This is a genomic window from Arthrobacter sp. DNA4, from assembly GCF_024362385.1.
Classification (GTDB): Bacteria; Actinomycetota; Actinomycetes; order Actinomycetales; family Micrococcaceae; genus Arthrobacter.
On sequence record NZ_CP101466.1, the window covers coordinates 2,625,681 to 2,646,997 of the forward strand.

Annotated in this window: 16 protein-coding genes and 1 pseudogene; 6 read left to right on the forward strand and 11 right to left on the reverse strand. The window is 62.7% G+C overall.

The window, feature by feature from the left end; genetic code table 11:
• The first annotated feature begins 69 nt into the window (after window positions 1-69).
• From NMQ03_RS12065 to NMQ03_RS12075, 3 genes and pseudogenes are all read left to right on the forward strand, one after another.
• Window positions 70-3,261: pseudogene (locus NMQ03_RS12065) on the forward strand (type I restriction endonuclease subunit R).
• A 162-nt stretch (window positions 3,262-3,423) separates the two neighbouring features.
• On the forward strand, window positions 3,424-4,884 hold the full coding sequence (locus NMQ03_RS12070) for a hypothetical protein (protein WP_255172409.1): 1,461 nt from the start codon (window positions 3,424-3,426) through the stop codon (window positions 4,882-4,884).
• Window positions 4,881-6,101 (forward strand): hypothetical protein, encoded by a 1,221-nt coding sequence (locus NMQ03_RS12075; protein ID WP_255172410.1) that lies wholly within the window; start codon window positions 4,881-4,883, stop codon window positions 6,099-6,101. Before NMQ03_RS12070 ends, NMQ03_RS12075 begins: the two co-directional genes overlap by 4 nt.
• A gap of 325 nt (window positions 6,102-6,426) precedes the next feature.
• On the opposite strand, the gene nrdF is transcribed toward NMQ03_RS12075, so the two are convergent.
• The 8 genes from nrdF to NMQ03_RS12115 all read right to left on the reverse strand — a co-directional run bounded on the left by nrdF (window position 6,427) and on the right by NMQ03_RS12115 (window position 14,877).
• The gene (nrdF, locus tag NMQ03_RS12080; RefSeq protein WP_255172411.1) at window positions 6,427-7,401 is read right to left on the reverse strand and encodes a class 1b ribonucleoside-diphosphate reductase subunit beta; all 975 of its coding nucleotides are present in this window, start codon (window positions 7,399-7,401) and stop codon (window positions 6,427-6,429) included.
• A gap of 89 nt (window positions 7,402-7,490) precedes the next feature.
• Complete coding sequence (nrdE, locus tag NMQ03_RS12085; protein WP_255175597.1) at window positions 7,491-9,611, reverse strand: class 1b ribonucleoside-diphosphate reductase subunit alpha; 2,121 nt, start codon at window positions 9,609-9,611, stop codon at window positions 7,491-7,493.
• Between the two features lie 20 nt (window positions 9,612-9,631).
• A complete protein-coding gene (gene nrdI / locus NMQ03_RS12090) occupies window positions 9,632-10,102 on the reverse strand; it encodes a class Ib ribonucleoside-diphosphate reductase assembly flavoprotein NrdI (RefSeq protein ID WP_255175598.1) in 471 nt (156 codons plus the stop codon).
• A 104-nt stretch (window positions 10,103-10,206) separates the two neighbouring features.
• Window positions 10,207-10,452, reverse strand: a complete 246-nt coding sequence (nrdH, locus tag NMQ03_RS12095) for a glutaredoxin-like protein NrdH (RefSeq protein ID WP_013601222.1) — start codon at window positions 10,450-10,452, stop codon at window positions 10,207-10,209.
• A 368-nt stretch (window positions 10,453-10,820) separates the two neighbouring features.
• Window positions 10,821-11,342 carry a TspO/MBR family protein gene (locus NMQ03_RS12100; protein ID WP_255172412.1) on the reverse strand — a complete coding sequence of 174 codons (522 nt, stop codon included), beginning with the start codon at window positions 11,340-11,342 and terminating at the stop codon, window positions 10,821-10,823.
• A gap of 36 nt (window positions 11,343-11,378) precedes the next feature.
• Window positions 11,379-12,755: a class I SAM-dependent methyltransferase gene (locus NMQ03_RS12105; protein ID WP_255172413.1), complete on the reverse strand. Its 1,377-nt coding sequence runs from the start codon at window positions 12,753-12,755 to the stop codon at window positions 11,379-11,381.
• Entirely contained in the window at window positions 12,752-13,483 is a 732-nt protein-coding gene (locus tag NMQ03_RS12110) for a DUF1365 domain-containing protein (RefSeq protein ID WP_255172414.1), read from the reverse strand. Before NMQ03_RS12110 ends, NMQ03_RS12105 begins: the two co-directional genes overlap by 4 nt.
• Window positions 13,480-14,877 carry an NAD(P)/FAD-dependent oxidoreductase gene (locus NMQ03_RS12115; RefSeq protein WP_255172415.1) on the reverse strand — a complete coding sequence of 466 codons (1,398 nt, stop codon included), beginning with the start codon at window positions 14,875-14,877 and terminating at the stop codon, window positions 13,480-13,482. The genes NMQ03_RS12110 and NMQ03_RS12115 overlap by 4 nt, the downstream gene beginning before the upstream one ends.
• Window positions 14,878-14,973: 96 nt before the next feature.
• On the opposite strand from NMQ03_RS12115, the gene NMQ03_RS12120 reads away from it, so the two are divergent.
• Genes NMQ03_RS12120 through NMQ03_RS12130 form a run of 3 tightly spaced genes read left to right on the forward strand, consistent with a single transcriptional unit; the run spans window position 14,974 to window position 17,205 of the window.
• The gene (locus NMQ03_RS12120; protein WP_188573030.1) at window positions 14,974-15,891 is read left to right on the forward strand and encodes a LysR family transcriptional regulator; all 918 of its coding nucleotides are present in this window, start codon (window positions 14,974-14,976) and stop codon (window positions 15,889-15,891) included.
• Between the two features lie 45 nt (window positions 15,892-15,936).
• The gene (locus tag NMQ03_RS12125; protein WP_255172416.1) at window positions 15,937-16,443 is read left to right on the forward strand and encodes a DUF2004 domain-containing protein; all 507 of its coding nucleotides are present in this window, start codon (window positions 15,937-15,939) and stop codon (window positions 16,441-16,443) included.
• 45 nt (window positions 16,444-16,488) lie between these two features.
• Window positions 16,489-17,205, forward strand: coding sequence for a DUF4386 family protein (locus NMQ03_RS12130; RefSeq protein WP_255172417.1), 717 nt, complete (start codon window positions 16,489-16,491; stop codon window positions 17,203-17,205).
• A 22-nt stretch (window positions 17,206-17,227) separates the two neighbouring features.
• Here the strand turns inward: NMQ03_RS12130 and metE are convergent, their stop codons facing one another.
• From metE to NMQ03_RS12145, 3 genes are all read right to left on the reverse strand, one after another.
• On the reverse strand, window positions 17,228-19,558 hold the full coding sequence (gene metE / locus NMQ03_RS12135) for a 5-methyltetrahydropteroyltriglutamate--homocysteine S-methyltransferase (RefSeq protein WP_255172418.1): 2,331 nt from the start codon (window positions 19,556-19,558) through the stop codon (window positions 17,228-17,230).
• Between the two features lie 80 nt (window positions 19,559-19,638).
• A complete protein-coding gene (locus tag NMQ03_RS12140) occupies window positions 19,639-20,604 on the reverse strand; it encodes a methylenetetrahydrofolate reductase (protein ID WP_255172419.1) in 966 nt (321 codons plus the stop codon).
• Window positions 20,605-20,929: 325 nt separating this feature from the next.
• The gene (locus NMQ03_RS12145) at window positions 20,930-21,124 is read right to left on the reverse strand and encodes a hypothetical protein (protein ID WP_255172420.1); all 195 of its coding nucleotides are present in this window, start codon (window positions 21,122-21,124) and stop codon (window positions 20,930-20,932) included.
• Window positions 21,125-21,317: the final 193 nt, after the last annotated feature.

A 21,317-nucleotide genomic window follows, 5' to 3' on the forward strand; every position in this document is an offset into this window, starting at 1 on the left:
TTGTAGTGGTCAGCCGGGGATAGCCGTCCTGAGTATGCTGAACAACAAATCGATTGTGGGGGAATCACCGTGACAGCACCAGCAGTAGCCTTTTCAGAAGCTGACTGGGAGGGCGCCGCGAAGGAGCGGCTTGGCGAGCTTGACTGGAAGCCGTTGGAGGGCCATTCGATTGCACCCGGCACGGGGGAACGCGAATCCTGGGCCGAGCTCCTCATCCGGCCCCGGCTCCTCGCCGCCCTCCAGCAGCTCAACCCAGATGTTCCCGCCCAGTACCTCCAGCAGGCTCTAGCGGAGATCGCTTCACCGAAGTCGAACGACGCGATGGCCGAGAACCACCGCATCCACAACTGCCTCGTCGACGGGTACCGGCTGACCTATATCGATTCCGACGGCAACGAAGCCAATCCCACCATCCGTATCCTGAGCCAGGCGCCGGACCAGAACGACTGGCTCGCCGTCAATCAGGTCACCCTGGTGCAGGGCGACTACAAACGTCGCTTCGATGTCGTGCTCTACTGCAACGGCATGCCCGTCAGCATCATCGAACTCAAGAAGGCCGGCAGCGCCCATGCCGACCTGCCCGGCGCCCACGCCCAGCTCCAGACCTACCTCCATGAATTCCCCACGGCGTTCCGCTTCTGCGTCTTCACCCTCGCCACCGACGGGATCCAGGCCAAGTACGGAACGCCGTTCACCTCCTTCAACCACTTCTCGCCATGGAACGTTGACGACGACGGCGTCCCTGTCCCTCAGGGCTACATGGTCGATGGCGATGCGGTCACCGCCCTGGACACTGCGCTGGATGGCCTCTACAACCAGGAACGCTTCCTGCAGCTGGTCCGGAACTTCACCGCGTTCGACCAAGGATCCGGCGGACTGGCCAAGCGGATCGCCAAGCCGCACCAGTACTACGCCGTCACCAAGGCCGTGGCCAGCACCATCGAGGCGGTAGAGAGCAATGGCAAGGCCGGTGTCGTTTGGCACACCCAGGGCTCCGGTAAGTCCATGGAAATGGAACTGTATGCCAACATGGTGGCGCGGGCGCCCAAGCTGAAGAACCCCACCGTCGTGGTCATCACGGACCGGAACGAGCTCGACGGTCAGCTGTTCGAGGGCTTCGACCGCAGCCTGCTGCTCGCCGAATCGCCCCGGCAGATCAGGAAGCGGTCCGAACTGCGGGACGAGCTGAGCAACCGGACCACCGGCGGCATCTACTTCACCACGCTGCAGAAATTCGGCCGCAGCAAGTCCGAGAAGGATGCCGGCGCCGACCACCCGCTGCTGTCCGCCCGTCGGAACATCATTGTTGTTGTGGACGAGGCGCACCGCTCGCACTACGACGACTTGGACGGCTACGCCCGGCACCTGCGCGACGCACTCCCCCACGCCACCCTCATTGCTTTTACTGGAACTCCGATTTCCTTCGACGACCGGAACACGCAGGACGTCTTCGGCGAGTACATCGACATCTACGACCTCTCGCGGGCGGTGGAGGACGGCGCCACCGTGCCCGTGTACTTCGAGCCGCGGCTGATCAAGGTGGGGCTTTCCGAAGGCGTCACGGAGGAGGACCTGGACAAATCCGCCGATGAACTGACCCTCGGGCTCGACGACACGGAACGGGCGCGCATCGAGGCGAGTGTCGCCGTCGTCAACGCTGTCTATGGTGCGCCGCAGCGCATCGCAGCACTGGCCGAAGACTTGGTGGCGCACTGGGAAAACCGGCGCGAGCGGATGGGCAAGTTCATCGAAGCGCCGGGCAAGGCGATGATCGTGGGCGGGACGCGGGAGATCTGCGCGAAGCTGTACTCCGCGATTGTGGAGCTGCGCCCGGACTGGCATTCGGAGGACCTGTCGAAGGGCAAAATCAAGGTGGTTTACTCGGGCGACGCGACCGATGTGCCGCCGGTGTCCGACCATGTGCGCCGGGATTCGCTGAATGCTCAGGTGAAAGAGCGGCTCAAGAACGTTGACGACGAGCTGGAGCTGGTGATCGTCAAGGACATGATGCTCACCGGCTACGACTCTCCTCCGCTGCACACCCTGTACCTGGACCGCCCGCTCAAGGGCGCGCTGCTGATGCAGACGCTGGCACGCGTGAACCGTACGTTCCGCGGCAAGGAGGACGGGCTGCTGGTGGCATATGCGCCGCTGGCGGAGAACCTGGCGAAGGCGCTGGGCGAGTACACGCAGTCGGACCGGGCGAACAAGCCAGTGGGCAAGAACATTGATGAGGCTGTTGGTCTGACGGTGTCACTGGTCGAGACCCTTCGGTCCCTTCTTGCCTGCTTCGACTGGAAGTCAGTGTGGATGAAGGGCGGGCCGAAGTCATTCCTGAACGCCGTAACCGGCGCGGTCAGCTACCTGCGCAATCCTGGGACCCCAGGCAACCAACCGGCTGAGGGCGAGGAATCGCTTGCGGCGAAGTACCGCAAGTTCTCCAGCCAGCTGTCGCGTGCGTGGGCGCTGTGCTCAGGTTCCGAGACGCTGGCTGAGTTGCGTCCGGAGATCCAGGTGTACGAAGAGGTCCGGGTCTGGATGGCGAAGTACGACGCCGCGGACCGGCAGGCCAGCGGTGAGCCCGTCCCGGAGGACATCCAGCGGCTGCTGGGGAACCTGATTGCGTCGGCGACGTCCTCCGGCGAGGTGTTGGACATTTAGGATGCCGCCGGCATGCCCAAGCCGTCCCTGGATGACCTGACGCCGGAGTTCATCGCCAAGACGCAGAAGGCTCGGAACCCGCAACTTGCCATCGAGGCTCTCCGGAAGCTGATAGCCGACGAGTCTGCATCTTCCACCCGGAACAACGTGATCCGGCAGCGGGCGTTCTCGGAGCGGATCACCGAGCTGATGAAGAAGTACACGAACCAGCAGTTGACGTCCGCTGAGGTAATCGCGGAGTTGGTTGAGCTGGCGCGTGAGGTCGCTGCGGAAGGTAAGCGTGGGGAGCACTTCACTCCCCCGCTGAACTCGGATGAACTGGCGTTCTACGATGCGGTGGCCCAGAACGAGTCAGCAGTGGAGGTCCAGGGCGAAGGCGTCCTGGCTGACATTGCCCGGGAACTGGTCTCGGTGATGAGACGGGACGTGCGGACTGACTGGACCGTTCGCGACGACGTCCGGGCGAAGCTTCGCTCCTCGATCAAACGGCTTCTGGTGCGGTTCGGCTACCCGCCGGACAAGCAGCCGGAGGCCATCAAGTTGGTTATGGAGCAGATGGAGTCGATGGCTCCGCGCTTCGCTGACGCCCGTGGACTCTAATGGAAGCATTGCAATACAACGATTCGAGCGGGTGATCAGATAGTGGCAGATTTCATTGATCGACTGCGCGCGCAGCCATTTATCCTTCGAAACGAGGACACGCTCCGGTATGTAAAAAGGATGTGTAAGGACTTTCCGGCCGCGGCTTTCCACCGTTCTGTAATGGCTATTCTTGGATGCGACTACTCCTACGCCAGGAAAGACGAGCAGACTGGTGTCTGGCATGCTGTTATGGAACTGAACGCGCCTCTCCAACTTATGCTCGGGCTGAACTCCGGAATACACATCGCTTTCACTCCCTATCATGAGCTGCAAAGCAGGACCATAGAGGGTATGAGGTCAAAGGACATCGAGAGACCTCGTAACGACGCGATTTACTTGCTGCACACGAAGGACATATACGCACAGCGGAAACTGGACGACTGGACCTTTCGAGAGACTTATTCTGTTCTAACGCTCAATACTGGCGGGAGTCCAGAAGATGCGGCTCAAGACTTGTTAGCGCGGATCGTAATAGCGTCCGCACGCAATAATCCCTATGACAGGACCACCCCTGTTTCAGGTGATGAATTCTTCGGTCGACACGAGACGCTGCGCGGGCTCGTCACGGAGCTTAGATCAGGCCGAGTGTGCGGAGTGTTCGGATTGAGGAAGACGGGTAAAACAAGCCTCTTGAGCGAATTGGGGAGGCTGTTTGTCTTGGGTGACCCTCAAGGCAGTCTCTACGTTCTACAAGACCTCGAGGTTCTACCCAGCGGAGCCGAACAAAAAATTCCTCAGCTCATCTCTGATGTGGCCAATCAGCTGAAGATTTCGTTTGGCAAGCACGGCATGCGCACGCATGAACTGGCTTCGATAACCAATTGTTCGACGGTTGGAGATCTCCGCCAAGCCATTGGTGCGGCGCTTAGACGTGGAGTTGGCCCTACAAAATCAGTGGTACTAGCTTTGGACGAGGTGGAGTCTCTAGTCGGCGCGGAGACTCAAACGTCCGAGGTGCAAACTGGTGTTCCGGAGTTTTTCGGTGCTCTTCGCGCCCTCGTCCAAGAGAACAGCAACTTCAACGTAGTACTGTCAGGCATAACGACGGCCCCGATAATGTACCCGACACTGTATGGGAGAGAAAATCCTCTCTTTGCCTGGGCGAAGCCTACTTTCCTAGCTGAGATCTCTCGGACTGAGTCTGATCGCATGATACAAGCGTTGGGCTCCAGAATGGCCGCTCGGTGGACACACGACGCACTGAGCCGGGTATACACAGCCACAGGTGGGCAGGTTTTTCTTACAAGGTCACTTGCCTGCTTTGCCGCTGCTAAGTTGTCCAATGACATCGCCAGCCGAGAAATTTCCGGTGCGCTTGTACAAGAATGCTTTAGGCAGTGGAGAAGGACCGCCGTCAGTCTCGTTGATGGAATGATTGACAGCCTGAACCGATTCTACCCATACGAGCTTTCAGTACTAGAACTGGGTCTCGAACTCCCAAATTTCAACGAACTGGAAGACGACTTTTCGAACGAAATCTCGAATTTGATAAATCTTGGCGTTTTGATCGATGACGGCCAGAACATCGCTTTGGCGCAGTGGACACAATTGGGTTCGAAATTCAGGGGGAAAAGCAAATGAGCATTCCCTGGTATCAGCCACTCCTCGAATCCGTAGAAGTGAAGAGACACCTCTTCTGGCATTCATCGCCCCTAAATGCTACCGAGGACTTTATCCAGGGTCTAAACAACTCAAACCTTGGGAACCACGAAATCAAGATCATCGACTGTTTGAAGCTTCCAATATTGCCTAGTCATGACCTAGATGCCTCATCAATTCAACGTATGGAAGCAGATATTCTGATCGTAACCAACTTCGACGTCTTGTTGAGCCTGACCCATGGCAAGACTTGGATGAGACAGCTACGGCCAGTTATGGTTGACCATCTTCGACGAGGTTCACGATTGGTCGTCGCAAGCAATTCCCCACAAAGTCATTATCCCGCCATTGACGGTTCCAGCCTTGCCACGGACTGCGTGCAGCACATAGGAGACCGCTGGAGGGCGGATCAACTCCGGCACCACGGTTCTGATCAAGACATGAAGAAACTCATGTCACTGTCGGCGGGTATGCCCGGACCGGCATCAGAAATCTTGAAACAGTACCCCGACATAGCCAAAGCCAATACCAAGGACGCACTTCGGCGCCTCAGGAAACGAATCACAGACACAATGATTCAGTGCGGTTCGGATTGCATTTCTTGGCTTGAGACTGCCGTTCTTCTCAGAGGAGTTCGAACGACGCCTTACGAAGAAATTCCGGCAAATGTTGCGACTACCCTTTATGCTGCGGGACTGGGCAGCGTTGATTTCCAGAGTGATTGTTTCCAATTGCTGCCTGGTGTTTCTGATACAACCGTCAAAGATTGCATCGAAATTGCAGAGCGAAGCTTCCTTGACGCCCCCCCACAATGGGTCACTATCGCTGGGTCACTATTCAAGTTCGAGAGAACAGCCCGAGCGCTTTTGGTGGAATCGACGCCCTCAGCCGAGGCACTTGTTGAGCTACTTGAAGCGCACAGTGAGAAGATTCGTCGGAATTTCACTGCCGAGCATGGTGCGCCCAGCCCGGACCTAAGCTCACTACCAAATCCGGCGAGGTGGATCGATTTGTCCGATTTGCTCGATCTACTTATACAGGTTTCTAAGACTTCCAGGGTGGGAGGTCTAACTTCCAAGCAATGGACCCTCGCGAAGCTGGAAGTTCTTCCTATTCGTAACAAAATTCAGCACATGCGCTTACCGTCCGTAGGCGATAAGCGCACAATTGAGAAGCACATTCGCGCTATCACGCGCTAATGGGCGTAGGTTGATGCGATAGTTTCAAGGGGCGCCATGGCCCCCGGTGAGCCCGTGGCCGTAGCCGCCCCAGCAGTCAGCGGCAAACTTAGACATCCAGTCCGCCGAGGTACCTCACGGACGGCGGCCAACAACTGCTGATCACCTACTTGGCCAGCTGCATAAACAGCTGGCCAAGTACCGTGAATTGTGAACACCTATCTCGAGAAATGGCCAGGTTCCGCGGAACCTCACGCTCAAGCACGACTGAGCAATGCTCACATATGAAGCCGCTTTTGCTCAGAAACCGCGACATTGCTCAGTTACGTCGGAGTCTCACAACCTGTTAGAAGTCCCAGTCCTCGTCTTCGGTGTTAACGGCCTTGCCGATCACGTAGGAGGAACCGGACCCGGAGAAGAAGTCGTGGTTCTCGTCCGCGTTCGGGGACAGGGCCGAGAGGATGGCCGGGTTCACGTCCGTGACGGAGGCCGGGAACATCGCTTCGTAGCCCAGGTTCATCAGGGCCTTGTTGGCGTTGTAGTGCAGGAACTTCTTGACGTCCTCGGCCAGGCCCACGCCGTCGTACAGGTCGTGGGTGTACTGGACCTCGTTCTCGTACAGCTCGAAGAGCAGCTCGAACGTGTAGTCCTTGATTTCCTGGCGGCGTTCCTCGGAGACGGTCTCCAGCGCACGCTGGAACTTGTAGCCGATGTAGTAGCCGTGCACGGCCTCGTCGCGGATGATCAGGCGGATCAGGTCAGCCGTGTTTGTCAGCTTGGCGCGTGAGGACCAGTACATGGGCAGGTAGAAGCCCGAGTAGAAGAGGAAGCTTTCCAGCAGCGTGGAGGCAACCTTGCGCTTCAGGGGGTCGTCGCCCTGGTAGTAGTCCATGACGATCTGCGCCTTCTTCTGAAGGTTCGCGTTCTCCGTGGACCAGCGGAACGCCTCATCGATCTCCTTGGTGGAGGCCAGGGTGGAGAAGATGGAGGAGTAGCTCTTGGCGTGCACCGACTCCATGAAGGCGATGTTGGTGTACACGGCTTCCTCGTGCGGGGTCAGCGCATCCGGAATCAGTGAGACCGCACCGACGGTGCCCTGGATGGTGTCCAGCAGGGTCAGGCCGGTGAACACGCGCATGGTGAGCTGCTGCTCGGCGGTGGTCAGCGTGTTCCAGGACTGGACGTCGTTGGACAGCGGCACCTTCTCCGGCAGCCAGAAGTTGTTCACCAGGCGGTTCCAGACCTCCACGTCCTTGTCATCCTGGATCCGGTTCCAGTTGATGGCCTCGACGTGGCTCAGCAGCTTGACCTTCTCGGTCATGTCATCCCCTCAATGTTGGGTAATTCTCTAAGTTAAAGCGTACGACGGCGGGCGGGCGCCCGCCGTCGTACGTCAAGGTTCAGTTGGAGCTACAGCATGCAGCTGACGCAGCCCTCAACCTCGGTCCCTTCCAGCGCGAGCTGGCGGAGACGGATGTAGTAGATGGTCTTGATGCCCTTTTTCCAGGCGTAGATCTGGGCCTTGTTGATGTCGCGGGTGGTGGCCGTGTCCTTGAAGAACAGCGTCAGGGACAGGCCCTGGTCCACGTGCTGGGTGGCCGCGGCGTAGGTGTCGATGACCTTCTCGTAGCCGATCTCGTACGCGTCCTGGTAGTACTCCAGGTTGTCGTTCGTCAGATACGGCGCCGGGTAGTAGACGCGGCCGATCTTGCCTTCCTTGCGGATCTCGATCTTGGACGCCACCGGGTGGATCGAGGAGGTGGAGTTGTTGATGTAGGAGATCGAACCGGTGGGCGGAACAGCTTGCAGGTTCTGGTTGTAGATGCCGTGCTCCATCACGGAGGCCTTCAGCGCCAGCCAGTCAGCCTGCGTGGGGATGTGCACGTTCTTGAACAGCTCGCGGACCTTCTCGGTCTGCGGCACCCACTCCTGCTCCGTGTACTTGTCGAAGAACTCACCGGAGGCGTACTTGGACTTCTCGAAGCCGCCGAACGTCTGGCCGGTTTCGATGGCCAGCAGATTGGAGGCGCGGACGGCGTGGTACACCACCGAGTAGAAGTAGATGTTGGTGAAGTCCAGGCCCTCTTCGGAGCCGTAGTGGACCCGCTCACGGGCCAGGTAGCCGTGCAGGTTCATCTGGCCCAGGCCAATGGCGTGGCTCTGGTCGTTGCCCTTGGCGATGGACGGCACCGAGGTGATGTTGGACATGTCGGACACTGCGGACAGGGACCGGATGGCCGTCTCGATGGTCAGGCCGAAGTCCGGCGAGTCCATGGTCTTGGCGATGTTCAGCGAGCCCAGGTTGCAGGAGATGTCCTTGCCGGTCTCGTCGTAGGACAGGTCATCGTTGTACGTGGTGGGCTGGGAAACCTGGAGGATTTCCGAGCACAGGTTGGACATGATGATCTTGCCGTCGATCGGGTTGGCCCGGTTCACAGTGTCCTCGAACATGATGTACGGGTAGCCGGATTCGAACTGGATCTCGGCGAGGGTCTGGAAGAACTCGCGCGCCTTGATCTTGGTCTTCTTGATCCGGGAATCGTCCACCATCTCGTAGTACTTCTCGGTGACCGAGACGTCGGAGAAGGGCATGCCGTAGACGCGCTCCACGTCGTAGGGCGAGAACAGGTACATGTCCTCATCCTTCTTGGCCAGTTCGAACGTGATGTCCGGGATGACGACGCCCAGCGAGAGGGTCTTGATGCGGATCTTCTCATCCGCGTTCTCTCGCTTGGTGTCCAGGAAGCGGTAGATGTCGGGGTGGTGCGCGTGCAGGTACACGGCACCGGCACCCTGGCGGGCACCGAGCTGGTTGGCGTAGGAGAAGCTGTCTTCGAGGAGCTTCATCACGGGGATGACGCCGGAGGACTGGTTCTCGATCTGCTTGATGGGCGCACCCACCTCGCGGATGTTGGTCAGTGCGAACGCCACGCCGCCGCCGCGCTTGGACAGCTGCAGTGCGGAGTTGATGGAGCGGCCGATCGACTCCATGTTGTCTTCGATGCGGAGCAGGAAGCAGGAGACCAGCTCGCCGCGCTGCTTCTTCCCGGCGTTGAGGAAGGTGGGGGTGGCCGGCTGGAAGCGGCCGTCAATGATCTCATCCACCATCTGCAGGGCCAGCTGCTCGTTGCCGCGCGCCAAGTGCAGGGCCACCATGCAGACGCGGTCCTCGTAGCGCTCCAGGAAGCGCTTGCCGTCGAACGTCTTCAGCGTGTATGAGGTGTAGAACTTGAAGGCGCCCAGGAAGGTCTCGAAGCGGAACTTCTTCTTGTAGGCGCGGTTGAACAGGTCACGGATGAAGTTCATCGTGTACTGGTCCAGCGTCTCGCGCTCGTAGTACTGGTTCTTCACCAGGTAGTCGAGCTTCTCCTCCAGGTCATGGAAGAACACGGTGTTGTTGTTCACGTGCTGCAGGAAGTACTGGTGGGCGGCCTCGCGGTCGGCGTCGAACTGGATTTCGCCGTTCGGGCCGTAGAGGTTCAGCATGGCGTTCAGCTCGTGATAACCCAAGCCCTTGTAGGCGGCGGGCATCTCAGGCTTCTGGGCCCTGGTTACTTCTGTGTCTGCGACAGTCGTGTCCAAAACGTGTCCAATCCTTGGTTGACCCGGGTGACGTCTTCCGGCGTTCCCATAAGTTCAAATCGATAAAGGTGGGGTACCTGGCATTTGGCGGCGATGATGTCCGCGGCCATGCAGTAGTTTTCCCCGAAGTTTGTGTTGCCGGCGCCGATGACGCCGCGGAGCAGTTGCCTGTTCTGCGGGTTGTTCAGGAACCGGATGACCTGCTTGGGAACGGACCCCTCTCCCCCGGTGCCGCCGTAGGTTGGCACCACCAGCACGAACGGCCGGGTGGCGAGGAGGGGTGCGTCCTTTGCATACAACGGGATCCGGGCCACCTCACGGCCAAGCTTCGCGACGAAGCGGCTGGTGTTCTCGGATGCCGAGGAAAAGTAGATGAGCCGGCTGTCCGTGACAACCTGCTCCGGTTGGTGGTGCGAAGTGGCCGGCGGGGACACCTCCACGCGCTGAGCCGCGTGGTGTTGCGAAGCGCTTCGCTGTGCTGTTGGTGCTGCCATGGGAGTCACCTCAGCTGGTTGATGGTTGCCGTCAGGAAAAGCTGTGGCTCCTAGGCCACGGAGGAAACGGCCGAGAGCGCGAGTTCCTCGATCTTGTCGGGGCGGAAGCCGGACCAGTGGTCCTGGTCGGTGACCACAACGGGAGCCTGCATGTAGCCCAGTGCCTTCAGGCGCTCGAGTGCCTCGGCGTCCTGGGAGATGTCAACGCTCTGGTAGGTGATGCCCTTCTTGTCGAGCGCGCGGTAAGTGGCGTTGCACTGAACACAAGCAGGCTTCGTGTAAACCGTTACGGTCATTGTCCCTGTCCCCTTAGTTGAACTCTTCTGCTGGGTCGGTGTCCCCGTCCAGCTGTATGTAGATACTACATGTAGTGCAGACGCCTCTTTGGAACCCCAAGATGATGTATTACAAGTATGTCATTTAATGCACCGTTAATCCACAGGCAGGGATCGGAAAAATGCCCGCGATCACGGGATTTTTGCGGGCTGGGTCCACACCCTGTGGATGGAGTTGAACACATTTGCACACTCCGCGTGTCGTGATTTCCGGCGTGTCGCCGTGCTCCTGCCGCTAACAGGAAAGGGTCCGCAACCACTACATGTAGTGGTTGCGGACCCTTTGGCTGCGTGCTTGCTGCCCGGCCTCCCCCGGTCAGCCCGGCCGCCTACGGCCTGGCTGGATTGAGCCTGGCTATTGCGGTGGACAGTGCAGTGGCGAAGCCGCACCATGCCGCGTACGGAGCCAGCGATGCTCCGGCAACCCGGTTCAGCCGGTACGTCCTGCGCACCAGGTCCGCACTGCTGGCCGCCAGCACCGCCGCCTCGGCAGCAGCCAGCCACGGCCGGCGGGAGCGCCAGAAGAACCAGCTCCAGGAAGCGTTGAGGACCAGGTTGGCGGCCAGCGCACCCCGGTAGGCGCGCAGTTCCCGGCTGTGGTCCTTCCTGACCGGACCCGGACTGTCGGCAGCCCTGTCCTGCTCCGCCGCGCTGTCGAGTGCGGCGGCGGACGCCACGGCAAGGTCCGCATACAGGGCCGTCCACACCACGGGAAAGGCAATCGCGGGCGGCTGCCAGTCCGGCTTGCGGAGCTTCAGGTACCAGCCGCTCCGGGGATCCGTCGCAACACCGCCCGCCGCGGCGGTGGCCACCGTCGCCGCGGTGGTCCATGCCAGAGTCTTCAGTTTCATGTGTCCTCCTTGTTCCCCGCTGGGTACAGGTGAAACCTACAGCTGCGCCTCCCGGCGGTCCAGCACAATCTGCTGGACGTCCAGGTACCCGGACTGGAACCCGGCGCGGGAGTAGCAGAGGTAGAACAGCCACATCCGCTGGAACACGGCGTCGAAGCCCATGTCCCCTACCTCGCGGGAGCGGGCAAGGAACCGCTCCTCCCACAGCCGCAGGGTGGCGGCGTAGTGGTCTCCCATGCCCATCCTCTCCCGCACCCGCAGGGTGGTGTGCTGCTGGGTCACGCCCTCGATGGCCCGGACGGACGGCAGGAAGCCGCCGGGGAAGATGTACTTGTGCACCCAGGTGTAGGCGTTGCGGGTGGCCAGCATCCGTCCGTGCGGCATGGTGATCGCCTGGATGGCAACCTTTCCGCCGGGGGCCAGGACGCGGTCGATCGTCTGGAAATAGATGGGCCAGTACTCATACCCCACGGCCTCGATCATCTCGACCGACACCACGGCGTCGTACTCCCCTTCCACGGCGCGGTAGTCCTGCAGGGCCACCGTCACGCGGTCCGCGAAGCCGGCTTCCGCAATGCGTTCCTGCGCCAGCACCTGCTGCTCACTGGACAGCGTGACGCTGTAGACGGTGGCGCCACGGGCAGCGGCACGCAGGGCAAGCTCGCCCCAGCCGGTGCCGATTTCCAGCAGCCGGGTACCCTCGCCCACGCCGGCTTTGTCCAGCAGCCGGTCGATCTTGGCCTGCTGGGCCTCCGCCAGGGAATCCCACGCCACTGAGGACAGCGGCCCGGCCCCGCCGGGAAACAGCGCCGACGAGTAGCTCATGGTGGAGTCCAGGAAGTTGGAAAACAGTTCGTTGGACAGGTCGTAGTGCCGCGAAATGTTGCTGCGGGTGTTCTGTTCGGCGTTGCGTTCCTGGCGCGGCGTTCGCGGCAGGTACAGCGAGCGCAGCTTCTGCAGCGGCATGGGGATCAGCGTGTCCACCGAGGCGGCGAAGACTTCCAGCACCGCGGCAAGGTCGGATGCCTCCCAGTCGCCGGCCATGAAGGATTCACCCAGTCCGATCAGCCCGTTGTCGCCGATCCGGGCCTCGAACGCTGCCGGCCTCAGCATGGTCATCACGGGAGCGTCCGGTCCGCCCATCCCCAGGACCGAACCGTCAGGGTAGTCAACGCGCAGCGGAAGCCGCTTGACTGCACCCCTGAACATCAGGCCTGCTGCCTTCCCGGCAACATCGGCCTTGAGGCCCGACGGCGGCTGGGCAACACCGGGCCACAGGGCAGGATCGATGGTGGCGGGCGCAGTGGGGACACCGCCGGTGGTCCAGGCCGCGGGAGTGTGGGTGGCTGCCGGTCCGCGGGTCTTGTTGTCGACGGAAGCTGAAGCAGTTCCGTTGTCGTCAGTCATTGTCATTGAACTGCCTCCTGTGAGGGGTGATGTGGTCTGGCAACGACGGGCAGGCGTCTTGCCCAGAGTTTAATGCCCTGGACCCGGATCAGGGCGGATACCAGCAGTGGCGCGGCAGGCACCGTCAAAGCCGCCGCGAGGACGTTGGAAATGGTGGCCGGTCTGCGGCGGCCATCCATGGTGGCCACGAAGGGGCGCTGCCCTTCACGCTCCAGCACAATGGACACCGCAAGCCTGTCCCCGGGCGCGGGGAGCTTCATCCGGTACTGCCCGTCGACGTCGTTGAAAGGTGAAACGTAGAAGGCTTTCGGCACCGAAGCGCGGCCGCCGGGATCGGTGTGCAGCAGGTAGCAGTGCCGCTCGCCATAGGTGTTGTGGACCTCGGCCACCACGCATTGCAGTTCCCCGGTGGAGCGGTAGCACCAGAACAGGGTGAGCGGATTGAAGACATAGCCAAAAACCCTGGCGCTGGTCAGCATGTGGATGGCGCCGCCGTCGGGCTCTATGCCTTGGGTCCGGAGGTACCGCTCCACGTTGGACCGGATACCGGCCTCCGGATCGCCCAGATGGTCCCCGGCACGGAACACCGCCAGGGGCCGGAGCAGGAAGGGCAGCCGGGGAAGATCATCGACGTCCACGAACCAGCTGTAGCTCCGGTAGGTGAACGCGTTCTTCAACGGGGTACGCCGCACGTGCGAAATGGATGTGCGGTAGATCGAGGCCTCCATGGTCACACGGGTTCTGCCGACAGCAGTTCCCGCTCCCCCTCGCCGGTGGAGTCCACGGGATCGGCGGCCCGGACAACCGGCCAGGTGCGGCCCAGCTTCTCCGCAGCGCGTACCCCGGAGAGGGCGCCGTCCTCGTGGAAGCCCCAGCCAAGGAACGCCCCGGCGTACGCGATCCGGCTGTCGCTTAGCACCGCGATGGCCTGCTGGGCCTTCAGGGAGTCAGGCGTGTACTGCGGGTGCTCGTACACCATCCGTTCCAGTACCGCACTGTCGGAAATCAGCTCCGACTCGCCCAGGCTCACGAGGTAGGGCCGGCCGTCTGCCGGCGCGAGCCGCTGCAGCCGGGTGAGGTCATAGCTCACCAGCACCTTGTCCGGGCGGGCGTCGCAGGCCGGGAGCCGGTAGTTCCAGGACGCCCTGGCGTTCTCCGCCGCGGGCAGGACCGCCGGATCCTGGTGGAATACGGTGTGGTTCACGGAATAGGGCATGCCGGCGAGCGCCTCCTTCTCCTCCGGCGTGGCGTCGGCGAGGAACCCGAGCGCCTGCGCCGGATGGGTGGCGACCACGACGGCGTCAAAGCTTTCCAGGCCGCCGGCCGTTGCGAGCTCCACGCCCTCGGGCAGGCGCCGGATGGCGGTCACGGGAGTGTTGAGGCGCACGTCGGGGAGCGTGGCGGCAAGCTTTTCGACGTACCGTGCCGAACCGCCGGTCACGGTGCGCCACTGCGGTGAGCTCTTGATGCCCAGCATGCCGTGGTGGCCAAGGAACGTGAAGAGGTACCGCGCCGGATAGGCCAGGGCGGTGGTGGGATCGCAGGACCAGACGGCGCTGACCACCGGGGTCATGAAGTGGGAAATGAAGTAGCTGCTGAACTTTTCCCGCGCCAGGAACTCCCCCAGCGTCAGTTCGGGCACGTCAACTTCGTCGCTGACGGCCGACGGCGGCGCCGTCCTGAGCAGTTCCCTCGCCTTCCGGTAAAAGCGGGTGACCTCCAGCAGCATCAGCAGGTAGCGGCCGCGCAGCAGGCTGGAGGGCTTGGCAATGATTCCGCGCGCGCCGTCGCGGGCGCCGGCGTATTCCAGTCCGCAGCCGTCGCAGCGGATGGACATGCTCATCTCGGAGTCCTGGGTTTCGACGCCCAGCTCCGCGAACAACCGCAGCAGGGTGGGATAGGTCCGTTCGTTGTGCACGATGAACCCTGTGTCCACGCCGATGACGCTTCCGTCGGCCTGTGGCATGTCGTGGGTGTGGGCATGGCCGCCCAGCCGTGAATCGGCTTCAAACAGGGTGACGTCGTCCTGCCTGTTCAGTACGTAGGCAGCGGTCAATCCGGCCACCCCGCTGCCGATCACGGCCACGCGCCGCCGGCCGCCTTCACTTACTGCTGGGTCAAGTGACACTTCATGCTCCTCTGCTGAACATTTGCCGCTGTGCTGGTTATACAGAGGGCTATTCGGCGCGGTCGCGGCGGCGGATGGGTGAAGTACTGTGAACTGGTGGTAAATCCCGTGCACCTGAAGACCCTCCTGGAGGTCACGCGGCTGGGCTCCTTCGCTGCGGCAGCCGCAACGCTTGGCTATACGGCCTCCGCCGTCTCGCAGCAGATGTCCGCATTGGAGCGGGAAACGGGCGTCACTCTCTTCCAGCGGTCGGCGCGCGCCGTGATCCCTACGGAAGCCGCCGTCGTCATGACCCGGCACGCCGCCAAGGTGCTCACGGACATCGAAGCGCTGATGGCCGCCGCCTCACGGACGCAGGATACCGAAAGCCAGGAACTGCGGCTGGGGATCTTTCCCAGCCTGGCCACGTACGTCCTGCCGCGGATCCTCAAGAATCCCGCGTGGAAGAAGCTGGGGATCGACCTGCGGGTATCCGTCGCAGAACCGGGCCAGACCATCCAGGGGCTGCGCACCGGAGGCGACCTGGACCTGGCCGTGGTGTTCCAAGTGGGCCAGACCGGCTTCGCGTGGCCCAACACGATCAACCGGCAATGGATCGGCGACGATGACTTCCGTGTGGTGCTTCCCGCCGGCTGGGGCTTCCGGGCCGACGCGAAGGTCGCGGCCGACCACTTGTCGGAGATGCCCTGGATCATGCACCATCCCGGCACCAGCGACGCCATGGTCATCGAGCGCCTCTTCGCCGGCTGCAACCTCCACCCGCGGGTGGTGGCGCACAGCGATGACTTCCATGCCAGCCTGGAGATGGCGGCTGCCGGCCTGGGCGCTGCCCTGGTTCCGGAACTGGCGCTGCGGAACAAGCCGGCAGGCGTTGTGGTGCTGGACGTCCCGGAAATCCGGCTGGCACGGAACGTCTTTGCGCTGCTGATCAATGACCGGAAAACGGCCCGGGTGCAGCTTTTCGTTGACCTGTTGGCCGAAACACTGGCGGGGATGCGTACCGCGGTCAATTAGCCCGGAACGCTGGAATGGTCTGCCCTTCGGGTCTATGTTGAGACTATGAACAAGGTAGCGAGCCAGCACTTTGGGGAGATTGAGCTCAACCACGGCATGGATCACCTCTTCGCCGCCAAACATGAGCTGCGCGGCCATCCGCTGGAACTCGACCTGAACATCGACGCCCACGACCACTTCGATGAAGCCGCGCTGCGCAAAGTCGAGTACCGGCTGCGGTTCCTGCCCGAGCTGGTGGACGAGGTCCGGGAAATGATTGCCGAGGAGCTGGAACAGGAGGGCACCAGCCCGCAGGAGTACCTCCACTTCCACTGCAACGCGCTCAAGGAAGAACAGCTGCACAAGGTCTTCGGCGTCCAGGACCGGAGCCAGCTCACCAACGAGGTATTCCTCAAGGCCCTGAAATTGGGGCATGTGGCCATCTATCCCGGCCAGCCGGAGCGCTACTTCGTCCTGGATTTCACCCTCGGGGAGCACTTCACCGATGAGGTCCTGGTGGCGTCCGCCGACCAGGACGGCGTGGTGGACGACGAAATCGTCTGGGAGTCCTGAAGCAGGGCTCCACGAAACGCCCCGCGCAGAGGATGGTGGGCGGCCATGGATGGGATCCAGGGCAGGCGCAGGACCTGGCGGCTGGCTGCGTCCCTCCTTCTTGCCGGTGTTGTGGCCTCGATTCTTGCCGGTCTGTTTCACGCCGAATCCCACGACGCAAACGACCACGTTGCCTCTTTCACCGCGTACGCCAACAGCGGTACCTGGACCGCTGTCCATCTGGGCCAGTTCGTAGGTATGGCCCTGGTGTGCGCCGGGCTGGTGGCCCTTTGGGCCGCCGTCGATGTCCAGCGTCACGGCTTGTCCTGGACAGCCCGCTTCGGTGTTCTCTCCGCAGCTGCCGCTCTGGCGCTTTATGCAGCCTTGCAGGCGGTGGACGGCGTGGCCCTGAAGCAGGCGGTGGACGCCTGGACCGCTGCGCCTGAGCCGGAGAAGGCCGCACGGTTCGCCACTGCGGAGGGTATCCGCTGGCTGGAATGGGGAATGCGCAGCTACCAGAACTTCCTGCTGGGCGCCGCCCTGGTGCTTTGGGGTGTTGTTGTCGCAGCGGCGCGCGAAGTTTCCCGCATGATCGGCTACCTCATGGCACTGTCCGGGCTGGCCTACCTGGTCCAGGGCTGGATCATTGGGATATCAGGATTTTCGGCGGCAAACTCGTTGCCCACCCTGCTGGGCATTGTGGCGATCGTCGCCTGGACTGTGTGGCTGTTCATCACCGCCGTGAGGATGAAAGAGACGACGACGGCGGGTCGCCCAGAGTGACCCGCCATCGTCGCGCGTTGTCTTACTTCGCCGTTTCCAGCAGGCCTGCGCGGACCGCCTGGGTTGCCTTGACCAGGTTCCGCAGGGACTCTTCAGTCTCGGCGTAGCCACGGGTCTTCAGGCCACAGTCCGGGTTGACCCAGAGCTGCCGGGTCGGGACGTGTTTGACGGCGGTGCGGAGCAGATCGGTGACTTCCTGCTCGCCGGGCACGCGCGGCGAGTGGATGTCGTAGACGCCCGGGCCCACCCCGCGGCCGAAGCCATGGGCCTCGAGGTCGTGGACAACCTCCATGCGGGACCGGGCGGCCTCGATGGAAGTCACGTCAGCGTCCAGGCCGTCGATTGCATCGATGATCACACCGAACTCCGAGTAGCAGAGGTGGGTGTGGATCTGGGTGGAATCGGCGGCGCCGGCGGTGGCCAGGCGGAAGGAGTCAACGGACCACTTCAGGTAATCGGCCTGGTCGGCCTTGCGCAGCGGCAGCAGTTCGCGCAGGGCGGGCTCGTCCACCTGGATGACCTTGATGCCGGCGGCTTCGAGGTCGGCGATCTCGTCGCGCAGCGCCAGGCCCACCTGGTTGGCGGTCTCGCCCAGCGGCTGGTCATCGCGGACGAAGGACCACGCCAGGATGGTGACCGGACCGGTGAGCATGCCCTTCATCGGCTTGCTGGTCAGGGACTGCGCGTACTCCGCCCACTTGACCGTGATGGGGGCGCTGCGGGTGACGTCACCCCAGAGGATGGACGGGCGGGTGCAGCGTGAACCGTAGGACTGGACCCAGCCGTGGACCGTGACGTCGAAGCCCTCGAGGTTTTCCGCGAAGTACTGGACCATGTCGTTGCGCTCGGGCTCACCGTGCACCAGGACGTCGTAGCCCAGCTCTTCCTGCAGGTCCACCACGCGCTTGATTTCGTCCTTCATGAGCTGCCCGTACTGCTCATCACTGAGCTCACCCTTGGTGTTGCGCGCACGGGCCGAGCGGATCTCTGACGTCTGCGGGAAGGACCCGATGGTGGTGGTGGGCAGCGGCGGCAGGTGCAGCGCCTCCTCCTGGGCCGCTTCTCGGACGGCGTAGTCGGACCGGGTGAAGTCGGCTGCGGTCAGGGCTTCGGTGCGGGCCCGGACGTCAGCGCGGTGGACGCCTTCTGCGGTGGCGCGGGAGGCGATCACGGCCGTTGCGTCGTCGATGGCGGCTTTGGCGGAGGCAGGGTTTGCCAGGTAGGAGGCCAGGGTGGCAACCTCGACGGCTTTCTGGTCCGAGAACGCCAGCCAGCTGCGGAGCTGTGCGGGCAGTTGGGTTTCCTCGGCGACGTCGTGCGGGACGTGCTGGGTTGAGGTGGACGTGGAGACGGCCACCTTTCCGGACGCGGCCCTCAGCTCATCGAGCTTCGCGGCGGACGCGGCGAGGTCGTTGCGCCAGATGTTGTGGCCGTCCACCACGCCGGCAACCAGGGTCTTGGTGCCCAGGCTTACCAGTGCTGCCGCGGAGGGAACGGCGCCCTTGAAGACGTCGATGTGCAGGGCGTCGATGTTGGTGGCGGCAAGGGTTCCCAACTGGGCGCCGAGCGAACCGTACGGGGTGGACACAAGGATCTGCGGGCGGCTGGCCGCAGCCGCCAGGACGTCGTAGGCCCGGGCAACGGCTGCTTCGACCTCTGCGGCCGGGGTCTCCTGGTCGACCACCAGGGCGGGCTCGTCGAGCTGGACCCAGCCGGCGCCGGCGGCGGCCAGCTTCTCAAGCAGCTGGACGTACACGGGCAGGATGTCCTCGAGGCGGGACAGCGGAGCGAATCCGGCCGGGGCGTCGTCGGAAGCCTTGGACAGCAGCAGGTAGGTGACCGGGCCAACGATATACGGGCGGGTCTCGATGCCGTTGGCCAGTGCGAAGGCGAACTCGTCGACCTTGGCGGTGGAGGCCAGGGTGAATTCGGTTTCGGGGCCGATCTCAGGGACCAGGTAGTGGTAATTGGTGTCGAACCACTTGGTCATTTCCAGCGGCTGCTGGTCCTTGGTGCCGCGGGCCAGGGTGAAGTAGCCGTCGATGTCCAGCTGCCCGTCGGCGTTGAGGAGCGTGCCGAAGCGTGCGGGCACCGCCCCGAGGTGGGCGGTGGCATCCAGGACCTGGTCGTAGTAGGAGAACGTCCCGGGAACAGCTGCTGCTTCGGTCAGGCCGAGTTCCTGCAGGCGCCTGGCGGTGGTCAGCTGGATGTCCTTGGCTGCCGCGTCAAGGGCTGCGGCGTCGATCCGGCCGGCCCAGTAGGCTTCGACGGCCTTTTTGAGTTCGCGGCGGCGGCCGATGCGGGGGTAGCCGAGGAGGGAGGCGGAGGGGAAGGGCGTGTTGTTTTCAGGCATGGCAAAGGTCCTCAGTTCGGAGGTAGGTCAAAAGGGCGTGGGTTAGTGCTGTGAAGCGTGGAGCGGTGCCGGGTCGGCGTTCAGCTGGCCAGCTGTGGCCTGGCTGCGGCACCCCGGGCGTGGCTGCTGCGGTTATGGCGCGGCAGGGCCAGCTTGTCCAGCACTTCCAGTGCACTCTGGTGCTCGTTGAAGGTGTAGAGGTGGATTCCGGGGGCTCCGGCATCCAGGGCAGCGTTGGCCAGGTCAACAGTGGCATCGACGCCAATGTGGAGCCGTTCAATGTCATTGTCGGCGGCCGCGAGGCGTTCCATCAGCTTGGGAGCCGGTTCCACTCCAGCCAGTTCCCCCAGCCGGTTAAGCCGGCGAAGGCTGGTAAACGGCATGACGCCGGGAATGATGGGAATGGTCACGCCCGCACGGCGGGCACGGGTGAGCAGGTCCTCATACTGTGCAGCTTCGAAGAACACCTGGGTGATGGCGAAGTCGGCGCCGGAACGTTGCTTGGCGAGCAGCACTTCGACGTCGTGGTCCTCGCTGGGTGACTCCGGATGGCGGGTGGGGTACGCCGCCACGCCAACCGCGATCTTTCCGGCGCACAGCAGCGCGGAACGGCGCTGCTCCACCCGGCGGATGAGGTCGATCAGGTCCTGGGCGTACCGCAGGGACCCGGCTGACGGCTGGCCGCCGTCCTTGGGGAGATCGCCGCGCAGGGCGAGGATGCCCCGGACCCCGATGTCCAGCAGCTCGCCGATGATCGCAGCGAGTTCCTGCGGAGTATTCCCCACGCAGGTCAGGTGGGCCAGCGGCCGCAGCGTGGTTTCGACCAGGAGCCGGTTGATGAGCTCGAGGGCGGTGTCCCGGTTTGATCCACTGGCGCCGTACGTCACGGAGACGTAGTCGGGCTCAGTGGTCTCCAGCTCGCGGATAGTGGTCCAGAGGGTCTCCGCTGCCGCCGGCGAACGCGGGGGGAACAACTCGTAGGAGAGCGCTACCGGAGCGGTGTCGGAAAGATGGGGATGTGTGTCAATAAGGCTTGGAGGTGACATTTGCGTCCTTGGCTTTGGGCCATTGGGGGTGCCTGCCTGGAGGCGGACAACCGGCAATGAATTTGAGTTTGGGGAACACGGAGGGACTCCACGAGGACGCAGCCGCGACTGTTACGCCTGGAATGAAGTAGTCCGTGAGCAAATGTCAGGCCCACATGGGGGCACCCACACCCTCCGGAACGGAGGATCGCTGACACGTTACCGCGGTAACTTGTTTAAGACTCTATGGCTGCTTACGGCGCAGGTACAAGTCGACGCCGAATTAAGACGCAGTTTTACAGGTGGTTTCTTCCGGCAACAGAATTTCCTTCGCCTGCAGCCGTTCCTACCAGGGCCGCTCCGGGACGGTCCCGCCGTTGCTGTCCAGGTACTCCCCGCGTTCGCGCCCGCTGTTCCGCTCACGTTCGGCCTGCCGGGCACTGTCCTGCAATTGGTCCAGCTGGTTCTGCCGGCTGTCACCGGATGGGCCCGGAGAAGGTTCCTCCGCCGGTGCCGGCGCCTGGTCCGGAGCTGGTCCCATGGCCTGGAGTTTGTTCTCCAGCCGCTTCCCGGCATCCGCCAGCTACCAGCCGCACCACCCTCCGCGTCCGCCGACAGGCAGCCTTCGGGCGCCTCCCGGGCAACGTCCAGCGCCTGCTTGAAAAGGGAACCGGCCGACGCCGGGTCGCCACCTGGAAACGCTGGTCACCCATGCGTTCAATCACCAGGACCAG